The organism is Litchfieldia sinesaloumensis (assembly GCF_900156865.1).
In the GTDB taxonomy this organism is placed as follows: domain Bacteria; phylum Bacillota; class Bacilli; order Bacillales; family Bacillaceae_L; genus Ferdinandcohnia; species Ferdinandcohnia sinesaloumensis.
This window is the reverse complement of record NZ_LT732529.1, coordinates 94,017-108,626: the sequence shown is the minus strand read 5'-3', so window position 1 is coordinate 108,626 and position 14,610 is coordinate 94,017. Positions and strand designations below refer to the sequence as shown.

Annotated in this window: 10 protein-coding genes and 1 tRNA gene; 2 read left to right on the top strand and 9 right to left on the bottom strand. The window is 36.5% G+C overall.

Annotated features, from left to right (window positions below):
- Nucleotides 1-295 precede the first annotated feature (295 nt).
- The 8 genes from CZ490_RS00565 to queG all read right to left on the bottom strand — a co-directional run bounded on the left by CZ490_RS00565 (nucleotide 296) and on the right by queG (nucleotide 12,573).
- Nucleotides 296-2,065 carry a sensor histidine kinase gene (locus CZ490_RS00565; RefSeq protein ID WP_077617048.1) on the bottom strand — a complete coding sequence of 590 codons (1,770 nt, stop codon included), beginning with the start codon at nucleotides 2,063-2,065 and terminating at the stop codon, nucleotides 296-298.
- A gap of 10 nt (nucleotides 2,066-2,075) precedes the next feature.
- Nucleotides 2,076-3,605 carry a response regulator transcription factor gene (locus CZ490_RS00560; RefSeq protein WP_200801534.1) on the bottom strand — a complete coding sequence of 510 codons (1,530 nt, stop codon included), beginning with the start codon at nucleotides 3,603-3,605 and terminating at the stop codon, nucleotides 2,076-2,078.
- 137 nt (nucleotides 3,606-3,742) lie between these two features.
- A complete protein-coding gene (gene yhbH, locus CZ490_RS00555) occupies nucleotides 3,743-4,912 on the bottom strand; it encodes a sporulation protein YhbH (RefSeq protein WP_077617046.1) in 1,170 nt (389 codons plus the stop codon).
- Between the two features lie 571 nt (nucleotides 4,913-5,483).
- On the bottom strand, nucleotides 5,484-7,379 hold the full coding sequence (locus CZ490_RS00550; protein ID WP_077617045.1) for a PrkA family serine protein kinase: 1,896 nt from the start codon (nucleotides 7,377-7,379) through the stop codon (nucleotides 5,484-5,486).
- Nucleotides 7,380-8,118: 739 nt separating this feature from the next.
- Nucleotides 8,119-9,573: an IS1182 family transposase gene (locus tag CZ490_RS00545; protein WP_077617044.1), complete on the bottom strand. Its 1,455-nt coding sequence runs from the start codon at nucleotides 9,571-9,573 to the stop codon at nucleotides 8,119-8,121.
- Nucleotides 9,574-9,850: 277 nt separating this feature from the next.
- Nucleotides 9,851-10,330: a tRNA (uridine(34)/cytosine(34)/5-carboxymethylaminomethyluridine(34)-2'-O)-methyltransferase TrmL gene (trmL, locus tag CZ490_RS00540; RefSeq protein ID WP_142255315.1), complete on the bottom strand. Its 480-nt coding sequence runs from the start codon at nucleotides 10,328-10,330 to the stop codon at nucleotides 9,851-9,853.
- Between the two features lie 80 nt (nucleotides 10,331-10,410).
- Nucleotides 10,411-11,295 carry an amidase domain-containing protein gene (locus CZ490_RS00535; RefSeq protein WP_077617042.1) on the bottom strand — a complete coding sequence of 295 codons (885 nt, stop codon included), beginning with the start codon at nucleotides 11,293-11,295 and terminating at the stop codon, nucleotides 10,411-10,413.
- Between the two features lie 144 nt (nucleotides 11,296-11,439).
- A complete protein-coding gene (gene queG / locus CZ490_RS00530; RefSeq protein ID WP_077617041.1) occupies nucleotides 11,440-12,573 on the bottom strand; it encodes a tRNA epoxyqueuosine(34) reductase QueG in 1,134 nt (377 codons plus the stop codon).
- Between the two features lie 103 nt (nucleotides 12,574-12,676).
- On the opposite strand from queG, the gene CZ490_RS00525 reads away from it, so the two are divergent.
- The gene (locus tag CZ490_RS00525) at nucleotides 12,677-13,342 is read left to right on the top strand and encodes a B3/B4 domain-containing protein (RefSeq protein WP_077617040.1); all 666 of its coding nucleotides are present in this window, start codon (nucleotides 12,677-12,679) and stop codon (nucleotides 13,340-13,342) included.
- Nucleotides 13,343-13,412: 70 nt separating this feature from the next.
- On the opposite strand, the gene CZ490_RS00520 is transcribed toward CZ490_RS00525, so the two are convergent.
- Nucleotides 13,413-13,486 (bottom strand) — tRNA-Gly (locus CZ490_RS00520).
- Between the two features lie 527 nt (nucleotides 13,487-14,013).
- On the opposite strand from CZ490_RS00520, the gene CZ490_RS00515 reads away from it, so the two are divergent.
- Nucleotides 14,014-14,610, top strand: a 597-nt coding sequence (locus CZ490_RS00515) for a SulP family inorganic anion transporter (RefSeq protein ID WP_268761965.1), incomplete at its 3' end; no start/stop codon positions are given.

Here is a 14,610-nt window from a genome sequence, read left to right as displayed (position 1 = left end):
TTCGTTAGGACGATATTTAACTAAAATTGTGTTATTTTTATATGTTGTATCCGCTTCCAAATTTCAAATTTGAACTATTTTTAGATTTTATGATAATTTTTATATACATAACTAAAAAAAAGAGCCCCCACTAAATGAGAGCACAGCACTGAAAAAGTCCATTTTCTAAAGTGAATGTTGATTTCCGCTGCAGGAGTCTCGTGCCTTACGCTCCAATCAACAAATTTTTAACAAAAGGTATCATTTTCTCAAAACGCAAGTTTTTCAGCGGCCTCCCACAAAATGGAGCCAATTTTTATTCATTATTAGGTGGTAAGGTAATCCTTACTTTAGTACCCTTTCCAATTTCACTTGTAATAGAAACTCCGTATTTTTCCCCGTATAAGAGTTGGATGCGCTCGTGAACATTACGTATTCCAATTCCAGTGAAACGGTCTTGCTTTCGATTAGAAATTGGAAGTTCATTTCCTTCATTTAGATCCATTCCATCCCCATTATCAACTATTTCACAAACTAGTTCTACTCCCTGCTTCCAAATCAATACTTTTATTGAGCCTTCTGACTTATGATTAAATCCATGGAAAAATGCATTTTCCATGAAAGGTTGGAGAATCAGTTTAGGAATCAAATAATCTTCACAATGTACAGCCACAAAATAACTAACACTTATTCTGTTTCCATACCGCATTTGATTAATTAACACGTAATCCTTTAGAGTGTTAACCTCCTGTCTTACAGTGACGGTCTCACTACCGTTTCCAATTGTATTTTGCAAAATGGATATAAAGGCATTGAGTGTATCCTCCGCTTGTTCCTTGCTACCTTGATTCACCATAAATTTTATCGATGTTAACGTATTGTAGAGAAAATGAGGATTAATCTGTTGTTGAAGTGCTGCAAGCTCCGCATGCCGTATCTGCTTTTGAGATTCAACAAGTTGATCAACATAATCATGAAGTTCATCGAGCATTGAGTTAAATGCTTGTCCCAATTCCCTCGTTTCATATGTCCCCTCTACTGACACATATTGATGGAAATTATTCTTTGAAGCATCGGAAATTTCTCTGACTAGACGATACAACGCATTGGTTATTCTTCTTGACATTAGAAAGACAAAAAGAATGGCTACCACAATAATGACTGTCAATGTAACCGCCATTTCTTTTGTATCAATTAACCCGCTAACAGCGGTTTCCTTATCAACTACATTTAAGATATATAAATCGAATGATTCCAAGTATTGTCCAAAGAAAATATGTTCTTTGTCATCAAAGTCTTTAATGATGTATTTTTTAGAATTTTCTATGAGTTCAGACGCATACTCTTGTAGGACAGGGTGCCCCTGACCAATTAAGTCATTTCGATTGCTTGAAACAATTCTTCCATATTTGTCGATAACAAAAATGTCATTCCCTGGACTTGTATAGTTTGTATAAAAACTTCGAAATTCGTTTTCACGAATGGCAAAATACATAATTCCATATACATTACCGGAACTATGCTCTAACAAAGCTCTTGTCGCTATTACGAAGGAGCTTAATTGATTAGAGTTGAGATTCTCACGTTGGTCATAATGATACATTAACTTTTTAGGATTTTGGCTGGTCCTAGAAGTAAGATGGCTTTCAGTTAATTCATAGTCAGAAATTGGCCAATAATTCCTGTTTGTAGAGTAACTAATCTCATTTTCACCTAATACAGTTATACTCACATCGTATGCATCAAGATTAGGCTCCACCCTCTTCATTAACTGGCGAAGATTAAAATAGGAGCTCATCTTTTCTGCATTGGTTTGCTCTTCGGTCAATATTGCTTTCATTGTCCCGCTTTGAGATAAGTTATTAGAAGCAGTCACGATTGAGTAGTGAAAGGATTCAAAGCTGTCGGTAACTTGGTCTAGCACTTTAGCATTCGTAATACTAAACTTATCGATGAAAAAGTCTTCTGCCATACGTAGAGTAGTCCACGTGATAATAACAGCAACCGAAATAATACTAATTACTGTTAAAAGAAACAATATTAAAAATAGACTATTATGCTTAAATAGAAATCTACGATTCTTCATTAGATAACCCTCAGCTCGTCGTTTTTCTACGATACTGGCTAGGTGACATTCCTTTTATCTTCTTAAACATTTTCGAAAAATAACTGTGATCAGAGTAACCGACCATAGGACCAATTTCAGAAATAGGAACATCACTCTGAACGAGTAGTTTCGTTGCTTCTTCGACGCGAATTTTATTTAAATACTCAATAAAACCTTCTTTATTATGAACCGAAAAATAATTTGATAAATAAGAAGGATTAAAATGAAAATGAGTAGCTACTCCTGTTAGTGTAAGTGGTTCTGCATAATGATTCTGAATATAATCTAAAAGCTTTTTCATATTTGATTGACTAGGAGAATTTCGTTTTTGTTCTATACATTTATAAAACTCGTCTATAAACGTATGTAGCTGCTTCACAACTTCAGTTGCCGTATTTGCTTCCTCAATAAACTGCAAAGAATCATACTTAACACTTTCGAGTTCCTTTACATCGTATTCCATATTCTCTAAGAGAATTGAAATATTAAAAATGATATTCCCAAAAAAAGATTTAAATTCAGCAATATCAGTTGTGTAACATGCAGAGTATATCTTCGCATATTCTCTTACATAAGTTAGTGCCAAATCAAAACGCCCACGTGTAAAATCCTCTGTGAATCGATCTAGGTTAAACGGATCACAGTATGGTGGTTCCTTAGGGAAATCAGAATTCTGGACGAAAGATTTCTCAGGGAAATAGAACCGATATTGAAGCATAGGTTGCAATTCTTCTTTGTACACCTTTCCTATTTCATTAAAGGTTGAAAATACATCACTTAGAACAATGGCTACTTGAGGTATTGTTTTCTCAATTTGAGAAAGCCTGTTAATCACCTCAGGCTCATATTCTTTATTAAAGTTGAGAATAGCAACATAATTGCTTTGTTCCTGCTGATAAAGAAAAGTTTTAGTCAAATTTAACTTTAAATTCCTATCTATTGTCTCAAGTGTGACATCATCAGCTGTGACGCTTTTTAAATCGATAGCTACTAAGAAAAAGCTGTCATATGGAAATGTGTTCAGAGTTAGTTCTTCATCTACACCTACTTCATAGCCTTTGATTTGTTTTTCGATAGCTTGTCCTATAGAAAGGTCCACATCTAGTACTTTCTTTTTATTTTTAGATAAAGGAATTTTCTCTTGTGCCCTTTTTAAAACAGCCAACAAACCTTGTGCATCTAGCTTAGGCTTTAATATATAATCTACAACACCACTTTGGAAAGTAGATCGAACATAATCATACTCTCCAAAACTACTAAGTATAAGTATTTCTATATTTGGATATTTTATTTTTATTTCTTTTGTGAGCTCTTCTCCATCCATAATTGGCATTACTATATCTGTAATGACAATATGAGGATCTGTTTCTTCAATCAATTCTAGAGCTTCTTTACCATTTGAAGCCTCTCCAACTATTTGAAAACCTTCCTCTTCCCAATTTAGATAATATTTAATTCCTTGCCTTATTAATACTTCATCGTCAACAATTAGAATTCTGCAAAATTCATTCTCCGTCAATGCAATCACTCCACATACAAAGACTTTCCGTTTCTTAACTACTATTTATTATACACATCAAAATTGGTACAAACATCTTTTATTGCCCTTACGACTTAAAAGAATAAGTAAAGGCCAGCCTTATCGGCTGGCTCTCTTTACGCATACATTTTATTCTCTTCTTCCTTTTTAAAAAAGCTCTTCATCGCATGGAATACGTCTGCTTTTTGTTTTAAGATATAATGCCTGAACTTTTCATCTTCAATGTTTTTATAAGCTGACATAAGAGTTGAATGACGATTGTATTGGTTTACTTCACCGTAACCAAACATATTCGAAACCTTCATTAGTTCACTTACTAATTTTACACATCTAGCATTATCCGAAGTTAAATTATCCCCATCTGAAAAATGGAATGGATAAATATTATAGCGTGTTTCTGGATACTTATCATCAATGATTTCTAATGCTTTGCGATAAACGGATGAGCAAATGGTACCTCCACTCTCACCTTTTGAGAAGAAATCCTCCTCTGAGACAACCTTCGCTTCTGTGTGATGAGCAATAAATTCAATTTCAACCGTTTCATATTTGGTACGCAGGAATCGGGTCATCCAGAAAAAGAAGCTTCTCGCCATATACTTCTCCCAAATCCCCATCGAACCACTCGTATCCATCATTGCGAGTACAACTGCCTTTGAATCTGGTTTAACAACTTCATTCCACGTTTTGAACTTCAAATCTTCACGATAAATTGGATGAAAGCTTGGTTTTCCAGCCATTGCATTTCGTTTGTAAGCTGAAATCATCGTTCGCTTTTTATCAATATTACCCATTAGACCCGTACGGCGGATATCATTAAATTCAATATTCTCAACGATGTTCTGATCTTGTTCTTTCCTCTTCAAATTTGGTAATTCCAGCTCCTTAAATAGCGCTTCCTCAAGCTCCATAAGTGAAACCTCTGCCTCATAATAGTCTTCACCAGCCTGATCACCTGCACCTTGCCCTTTTCCAGGACCCGCTTTGCCTGCACTTTGGCCAGAACCATCTCTAGCGATAACGTCACCAACCTGACTCTCTCCATCCCCTTGGCCAACATGTTTATTTTTATCATAATTGTACCGGATTTTATATTCGTCTAATGAACGAATCGGAATTTTAACAACATCTCTTCCGTTTGACATGATTATACTTTCTTCGGTAATCAAATCAGGTAAATTATTCTTAATTGCATCCTGTACCTTATCTTGGTGTCGTGTTTGATCATCATGGCCTTTGCGATGGAGGGACCAATCTTCTTGTGAAATAACAAAATTCTTAGACATTAATTTTCCCCTCCCATTTTTAATTTCTTTTTACGAACGATTCACATTTTTACCTTGACCTTCATACATTATCTTGACGGCTTGCGAAAGAATTTCGTAATACGAAAAAACATATAGTTTTACATTTGGTTAAAATAAAAAAGAGACCTACTTCTTACCTACTTGGCACTATAAGAACGAATAGTAGATTACTTTATACTATGCAAGATTATCGTATTATTGACAAAAAATTTCGCAAATTGGGCTGTGTGCCTTAAAAATAGACAAGTTCCTACTGATTTTTCAATCATTAACATCACTAACTTTTTTCATAAAATGGACAAGTTCTCCTACATCTTATTAAACATGAAGGAACGGAAGATTAGTGGATCTTAGGCTGGTTTTCCTCTTCATAAGTACGATGAAGAGGATTTTCCAACGTCCTTCTTCATAAGCACGGAAGAAGAGCGGTGGTCATCATACGTTTCCTTTCCTTAAACACGATAAACGGTAAAAACGTGCATCCGATCCTATTTGAAAAATAAGGGATTAGACCATCCATTGGCCTAACCCCTATAACGTTATTTATCAATTATCGATTCAGTAAGCTACCAACATAACGAAGAAGTTCATTGGCTGATGTTGAATTATAGCCATGTTCATCAATCAATCTTGCCACAACTTCGTTTACCTTTTTAAGTTGCTGCTCATCCGGTGTTTTTGTGGATGTTGTAATTTTTACGACGTCCTTAAGATCCGCAAATAATTTCTTTTGAATCGCTTCACGCAGGCGTTCATGGGAATTGTAATCAAATCGTCTTCCTTTTCGTGCATATGCCGAGATACGAATGAGAATTTCTTCTCTAAATGCTTTCTTCGCATTTTCAGAGATACCAATTTGCTCTTCAATCGAGCGCATTAACTTTTCATCCGGATTCATTTCCTCGCCAGTCAACGGATCACGAAGTTTATTTTTATTACAATACGCTTCAACATTATCAAGATAGTTATCCATTAACGTCTTAGCAGATTCTTCGTATGAATAAACAAATGCCTTTTGCACTTCTTTTTTCGCGATATCATCGTACTCTCGTCTCGCAATTGAGATGAAATTCAAATAGCGCTCACGGTCTTCATTTGATATAGATGGATGGTGCTCTAGTCCATCCTTTAATGAACGCAATACATCTAATGCATTTATGGATGGTATTTCTTTACGGATAATGGTGGATGAAATACGGTTAATCACATAACGTGGATCAATACCACTCATCCCCTCATCCTGGTATTCCTTTTTCAGTTCCTCTACATCAACTGCATTGAAACCTTCAACACTTTCTCCATCGTACAATCTCATCTTTTTTATAATATCGACATCGCCTTTTTTAGGCGCTTTTAATCTTGTTAGAATTGTAAACATCGCTGCCACTTTAAACGTGTGTGGTGCAATATGAACGTCACGAACGTCACTTTCCTTAATCATTTTTTCATAAATTCGCTCTTCCTCAGAAACTCTCAGGTTATAAGGAACAGGCATGACAATGATACGTGAATGTAACGCTTCATTTTTCTTATTAGCAATGAAGGAACGGTACTCCGTTTCATTCGTATGAGCAACTATTAGTTCATCTGCCGAGATTAACGCAAACCTTCCTGCTTTAAAGTTTCCTTCTTGTGTTAGTGATAATAAATGCCAGAGGAATTTCTCATCACATTTTAACATTTCTTGGAATTCCATCATTCCACGGTTAGCTTTGTTTAGTTCACCATCAAAGCGATAGGCTCTTGGGTCCGATTCTGAACCGAATTCTGCAATCGTAGAAAAATCAATGCTTCCTGTTAAATCTGCAATGTCCTGTGATTTTGGATCTGACGGGCTAAACGTACCTATTCCTACACGTTTATCCTCTGAGAAGAAGATCCGTTCCACTCTGACATCCTCAATTCTGCCACCATATTCTTCTTGTAATCTCATCATATTTAATGGTGACAAATTCCCTTCAATTCGAATTCCATATTCATCAAAAAAGTCTTCTCGTAAATGATGTGGTACCAAGTGTAATGGGTCTTCATGCATTGGACAGCCTTTTATTGCATAAACCGCGCCACGTTCCGTATGGGAATAAGTTTCTAATCCCCTTTTTAACATGGAAACGAGAGTTGATTTACCGCCACTAACAGGACCCATTAATAATAATATTCGTTTTCGAACATCAAGTCGTTTGGCAGCTGGATGAAAATATTCTTCCACCAAGCGCTCTAGTGACTCTTCAAGACCAAAAAGCTGGTGATCGAAGAATTTGTACTTACGCTTGCCATCATCCTCTTCAACACCTGCATCCTTGATCATATTATAAACTCTGGAATGAGCAGACTGTGCAACCCACGGCTTTTCCTTTAGAATTTCCAAATATTCAGCGAAGGTACCTTCCCACTTCAAACGTTGTTCCTCTTCACGAAATTGTTCTATCTTTTTTAAGATATCCATTTATTAGGGGCCTCCTCCATCTTTTGATGTCTCTTGCACGGTTTATTAAAATGTATGCGAGGATGTCCTTTAACATGCTTTAATCTTACAAATTTCAACATGTCCTATTCTGAATTGTATGAAAAATTCCTTCTGTTTTCTTAGTTGGACAAAGGGGATAATTTTTTTGAAAATAAGGGGATAAAATAGGAAGGACGTTCACTACTAGTGTATGTGCCTATTCTTGAAAGGTGCGAAAATGTTTACAATTTGTCCATAGATAACATTCACACGATATTGAATTTGGGGTATAATACACGTAGACGTGTTTTATAAAGCTTTTTGAGGCTTGAGCTTCATACATAAAGGAGGAAATACACATGAAATTAGTTCTAATTTTAGGTGTTTGTGTTACATTTTTAGCTGCCATCTTTACTTCTGCTTACGAAGATAAGCCAACTGTAAACAAAAAATAAAAACGAAATGCGCAAGTGCCTTGAAAATCCCTGACATGCATAAGAATGGCCGTCAGTAAGGATGACCCTCTTATACTTCTTAACGGATTGGCTTATGGCCTCGAGAGGTTAGGCACTTTAGCTAGACAAGAATTAAAAGTGACCCCTACTTTTGTGAGGGCACTGAAGAACTGACGTTATTTTAGGGGTAACTAAATTTACGTAACAAAAAAGACGACTCAAATTCATTTTTGAATTTAAAGTCGTCTTTTTTATCCGTATATTTAAAACTCCATCCCTACTATTTAACCTAAGAGTTTTAAAATCCGCTTGACATTTACTGTAAATATCGCCATGGCACCTTGCAACTCCATGCCAATTAGACCCGAGGATTTTGCAACATCATACCCGTGTCTGTGTTTTAGTTCGCTATTTTTAGCCTCTATTTTATATCGTTCTTTAGATTTCTCTTTGAAATACTCGCTTTCTTGAAATAGTGCCTGCTCCTTATGTACATTTGATTTAATCGTGACTGAATATGTTTTACTTTTAGCCCCTTGTTTATAACATCCATCTTTAAAAGGACAATGTTTGCATTTTTCAATATCGAAGTAATAAGTGTCCTTTTGGTTATTTCCAATTCCCTTTTTCCCTGTCCGTGCTTTACGAATAGCCATATGTCCTGCTTTACACACATACATCCCTGCATCTTTATTAAATTGGAATTCATCTTCCTTTGTCCGAAAACCTTGTGTTATAGAAGGGTTTAATTTAGCTACTAATTTTATCTCATTCTCATTTGCGTATTCGATATTTCCCTTTTCAGAGTAGGCTGCATCACCAATTACTGTTTCAACATCTAGTCCAGCTTTTTTACTTTTTTCTATTAGAGTCTCCAGTTGTTTTCCATCATTTTTCTCACCTGTTGTGACCGTAGCAGCTGTGATAATACGTTCTTCACTCATAGCAACATGTGTTTTGAATCCAAAAAAAGCGGTATCAGCACTTTTATGCCCAACTTTTGCATCATCTCTGTCCTCAGAAATCTGTAAATGTTTAATATCGTCGGCAACTGTTTCTTTCAAAAGGTTTAATTGTTCCTTAATTTTTGGATACTGAGATAAAGTTTCGTCTTTTTCGATCACATCTATAAGCTTTTGGCTGTACTCAATTTCATCTTGTAGAACATCAGTCGTAGTTTTTGTAGGAAACTTTTCTTTCATTGTTTCGTCTATTTGATAAACGGCTTTTCTTAGTTTTCTCGAGCGATCCAATAAGATTTCTTTAGGAGATTTCTGATTGTAACGCGCTTTAGTGTGGGTAGCATCTACAATAAGGCTTTTACTTTTGATGATTTCCTTTTCAATCGCAATTTCAACGGTCTTATTAATTAACAAATCTAATAGGTCAACATTTTTCAATCGAAGTTTTCGAAACTTAGTTAAAGAACTTGGATTGATCACAGGCTCTTCAGGAGCCATGTCCAGAAAATACTTAAAAGACATGTCATACTTAGAACGCTCAACAATATCAACATCAGATAAGTCATGAATAGTCTTTAGGAATAAATATTTGAACATACGAATAGGATTGACAGCATTTCGACCATTATCATGACAATAATTATCCTTAAGCTCTTCATATACAAAAGAGAAATCCACAAGTTCATTAACTTTCCGCAGCATATTATCCTTCGGAACGACAATATCATAGATTTGCATAAACGGACTAATAGTCATTGATTGTTGTTTTTGAATCATAGAACCCACCCACATTGAATTGATACTATAATTATACAACGAAAAAAGGTATCATTTTCTCCATTTTGAGAATATGATACCTTTTATTAAATTTGTTGATTGGAGCGTAAGGCACGAGACTCCTGCGGGAAAAGCGTGGCCAGGGAAGACCCCGCAGGAGTGTAGCGACGAGGAGGCTTCCGGACCGCCCGCGGAAAGCGAGTGCCTGTAGCGGAAATCAACCTCCACTTTAGAAAATGGACTTTTTCAGTGCCCTCGCTTTTGTAGAGGTCACTTTTTATGAAAGTCCTGGATAATTTTGTTGTCTCAATGCCTCATATACGAGGACAGCTGCTGTATTTGATAAGTTAAGAGAACGAACATTTTCTGTCATTGGTAAACGCAATGCCCGCTCTTTATTGTTTTCTATAAGACTCTTCGGTAACCCGGTGGTTTCTCTACCAAATACAAAGAAGTGTTCTTTTCGTAAATCACTGCAATCAATGGATGAATACGTATTTTTTCCAAACTTCGTAATGAAATAAAACTCTCCATCCTTATATTTATCGAAAAGCTCCTCCAGAGAATCATAATCATATATTTTTACATGTTCCCAATAATCAAGTCCTGCACGCTTCAGCATTTTATCATCTGTTGAAAAGCCAAGTGGCCGAATTAAATGTAAGGTTGTACCTGTTGCCGCACATGTTCGTGCAATATTGCCTGTATTCGCAGGTATTTCTGGTTGATATAATACGACGTGTAATCCCACTAACATTCACCTCAATCGTATTATACCAAAAAAGATAACGATTGTACTGTCGTGTCTCTATCCCCTTCTCGTTTATGTGAAGTCCTCTAATTATTGATGATATGAAAAAACTTATACTTGATGTTAGGTGTATACGCAGTGGAATCATAATAGGACCAGTACCTCATCCTGCTGTTTTGTGATTGTGCATTTACAAGCGGATATCCTTGTGAATCCTTCGCTACCACAATCGTATTGTGATTAAAACGCTCATCCCCTTCAAAGTCGTAACAGATCACGTCGCCTAATAACAGCTCTTTTGGAGAAGAGACCTCTTTTGCTTGCAGACCTTTTTGAGATCCACTTAAATACCATCTCAATGCATTTGCAACAGACCAGCTATAGCTCCAATTATTATTTTGCATCCACCATCCTTTTCCGCGGTTTGGATGGCCATACATGGGTGCACCGCCTGCATGCAGGCATTGAGAGATATAATTTGTGCAATTATCATTAAATTTTTTATACTTTGGATTATAGTCATTCCACCAACGCTCCGCGTATTGTACTGCTGCAAGTCGGTTATACCTAAAATCTAGATTTCGTTCTTCGGTGGTTTCCCGTTCCATTGGCTCATAATCATAATCCACCTCCTTGAGTACCTCTTCATCCGTTATCAGTTTATTTGATGTAAAAATTGCCCTTCTTTCCTCACACTGCTCCTCTACGTAGAGATTTTTATTTTGGCGTATTAAGTATTGATAATGGACCAGATAATTGAGATGCAACTTTCCATCCACTTCTTTCTTTCCGATAATTTGACTGTTTGTATGACATTTGACGATTTCCGCTGAGCGTTCGTCTAGAAGTTCTTTTTTACGTTGTATGAGTCCAAGTTCTTTCTCAGGTAATTGTACCGAAGATGCGTTTCGAGTATTTCCAACTAGTAATTGAGCTTTAGCTTCAACCACCTTCGCTAATGTCGACTTCATCAACCTAACACCACCTCAAAGTTGTGATATTACACAATATGAAGGAATATGTGTTTTAAGTAGAGAATCTTTCTTACTCTCAATTAGGCGTTGAATTGAATCTTTCAGTAAATAGTAAAAAGAAGGATGCGTCATTGCACCCTTCTAGTTGTTTAACATATTAAGTCCTTTTTCAATTTCCTGTAATACCTGCTCGTCCTTCTCTTTAAGTCTTGCCTCTTCTAAAATAGAAAGAGCACTTTTGTCTCCTATTTTCCCAATCGCCCATGCGGCAGTTCCTCGAAGCACCGGTCTAGGGTCTTCCTTCAATACGGTTGTCAATTCTGGAATTGCACTAATGTCTTTAAAGTGGCTCAGAGCAATAATTGCATTACGTTGGAGCGGCTTTTTACCTCTCCATGAACCAGACAATGACCCAAATGTTTCTTTGAATTCACGATTACTAATCGATAAAATCGGCTTTAACAGCGGTTTAACTACCTCTGGATTCGGCTCCATTTCCTCATGAAAATGGAAATCAATACCCTTGTTTTTCGGACATGCAGTCTGACAGGAATCACAGCCATAAAGGCGATTACCAATTTTTGTGCGGAATTCTTCTGGTAAGAAATCCTTTGTTTGCGTTAAAAAGCTTACACATCTTTGCGCATTAATTTGACCACCTTGAACCAGAGCCCCTGTTGGACACGCATCAAGACATGCACGACATGAACCGCATTGGTCCTCTATTGGAGTATCAGGTGCAAACGGAATATTTGTGATCATTTCACCTAAATACACATACGATCCGAATTCTGGCGTAATGATTGCACAGTTCTTTCCGCTCCATCCGATACCTGCACGTTCTGCTACTGCTCGATCGGATAATTCGCCCGTATCCACCATCGACTGTAGTTTTGCATCTGGGAGTTTTTCTAAGATATATGATTCTAATTTTTGGAGCCGGTCCCGTAAAACATGGTGGTAGTCCTCTCCCCATGAAGCACGTGCAAACATCCCACGACGTTCCGTGCGTGTACTTCTAGGTGCATCCTTAAGCTTGGAAGGATAGGCTAAGGCAATTGCAATAATTGATTTTGCCCCAGGCATAAGGAGCTCAGGGTTAGTTCGTTTTTCTATATCCTTCGGCTCAAACCCTGATTGATACCCTAATTCCTGTTGGCGAAGTAGTCTTGATTTTAACTCTTCAAACGGAGAAGCGCTCGCAAAGCCAATTTTATCGATTCCTATTGTTTTGCTATACTCAACAAGTTCTTGTTGAAATTGTAAAATATCCAAACTCAGAGTAACCCCCTTTCATCAAATTTAATAAGCCGCTCTAGTTAATGAAGCACTAGGATTTATGGTACACTATTTAAAACTATTTTTGGAGGGATAAATGATGGAAATTCACATTTCGCCACATTTAAAAGAGCTTGTTCCAAATCTCAAGGTAGGAATTATTCAATACGAGCATATCGAAGTTGGCGAATCTCCACAAATGATTCGAGGCAGACTGCAGACCTTTCAAGAATCTCTCTTTTTTGATTTAGAGGACAAGCCTGTGACCGATGTAGAAGGAATCTCAGCATGGAGGCAGATTTTCAAGCAGGTGGGTACTGATCCAAATCGCTATCGTCCATCAGTAGAAGCAATCTATCGCCGGATCCAAAAGCAAAACTTTTTAAGCTCAATTCACTCAGCTGTCGACCTGAACAATTTCTTTTCGATGCAATATGAAATCCCAATCGGAATATACGATACAACCAAGATCAAAGGAGATATCGAGATTCGTATCGGACAATCTAGTGACGAATATATGGCAATTAACGGAAGAGTAATTTCTATGAAGGATAAAATGTTATCTAGTGATGAAACTGGTGCATTTGGAAGTCCTTATGTTGATTCCGAAAGAACGGCCGTAACTACTGATACGAAACATGCTATTCAAATTGTATATTTGAACCCTTCACTACAAGAAGACAGCTGTAAAAATTTACTAGCATCACTTGGGGCAATGTTTACGCAAGTTCATGGTGGTTCAGCAAAGTCCTTTTTAGTCATGTAATTTCTCTTTAAAAATGAAAAAACGCAACACTTCGTTTATCTAAGAAACGAAACACTGCGTTATATATGTATGGAGCGGGTGATGAGAATCGAACTCACGACATCAGCTTGGAAGGCTGAGGTTTTACCATTAAACTACACCCGCACTATATATTAAATTGTTATCAAACTATCTTACGTCTCTCAGGCCTTACATGCCTCTTCCTCTGCTAGCTATTTCATGATGTAAATGTGTCGAGGCAACTCGCAGCATAATCATTGAAGCTTTGCTCGTGGCTGAGGTTTTACCATTAAACTACACCCGCACACTATTAATAATATTATGTTCGCAAATGAATTATGTGAACATTATAACAAGTTTGTAAATACAATGCAAGACGTTTTGTAACATTTTGTCGAAGTTTTTTTATTTAATAACTACTTGAGTTATTATACACACCTGGTTACTATATTGCAATAGTAATTTTTAAAATATTTCTATGTTATTAAGATGTTTAACACTTCTGATGTAATTATCCTTTGATACTAAAGTCATTTATTAGGGACTGCCAATTTTCAATGGTGGTCCCATTTTATTTTTTAACATTTACTTTGACTTTACAGAATAATAGGAGTAGATTCTATATATATTCAAATAATCAGATATTCAATTATTCAAAAGGAATGATAAACATGAAAAGTAAATGGGCTTTTTCGGGGAGATATCAAGGATATTCGTTTCAATCCTTTCAAAAGGATCTTATTTCCGGTATCGTTGTTGGGATAATAGCTATTCCTCTTGGAATGGCCTTCGCGATTGCTTCAGGCGTAAAGCCTGAATATGGGATCTACACAACCATCATTGCGGGTATTCTTATTTCACTCTTCGGAGGCTCAAAGTATCAAATCGGTGGTCCTACTGGTGCGTTTATTCCGATTTTGTTTGGGATTGTTGTAACCTATGGATTTGAAAATCTATTAATTGCGGGCTTTATGGCTGGGGTTATTTTATTGCTAATGGGAATTTTTAGATTGGGATCATTAATTAAATTTATCCCACGACCTGTCACTATTGGTTTCACATCTGGGATTGCGGTTATTATTTTCGTAGGACAAATACCAAATTTTCTTGGCCTAGAAAAAGTTCAGAAGCATGAGCTATTTTTGGATAATATGAGAGAAATTGTTCTTCATTTTAATCAGATTAATAGTTATAGTCTATTAACTGCTATCATTTGTTTGGTAGTTCTCCTACTAACGCCAAAATTTTTTCCGAAAGTGCCTGGGTCA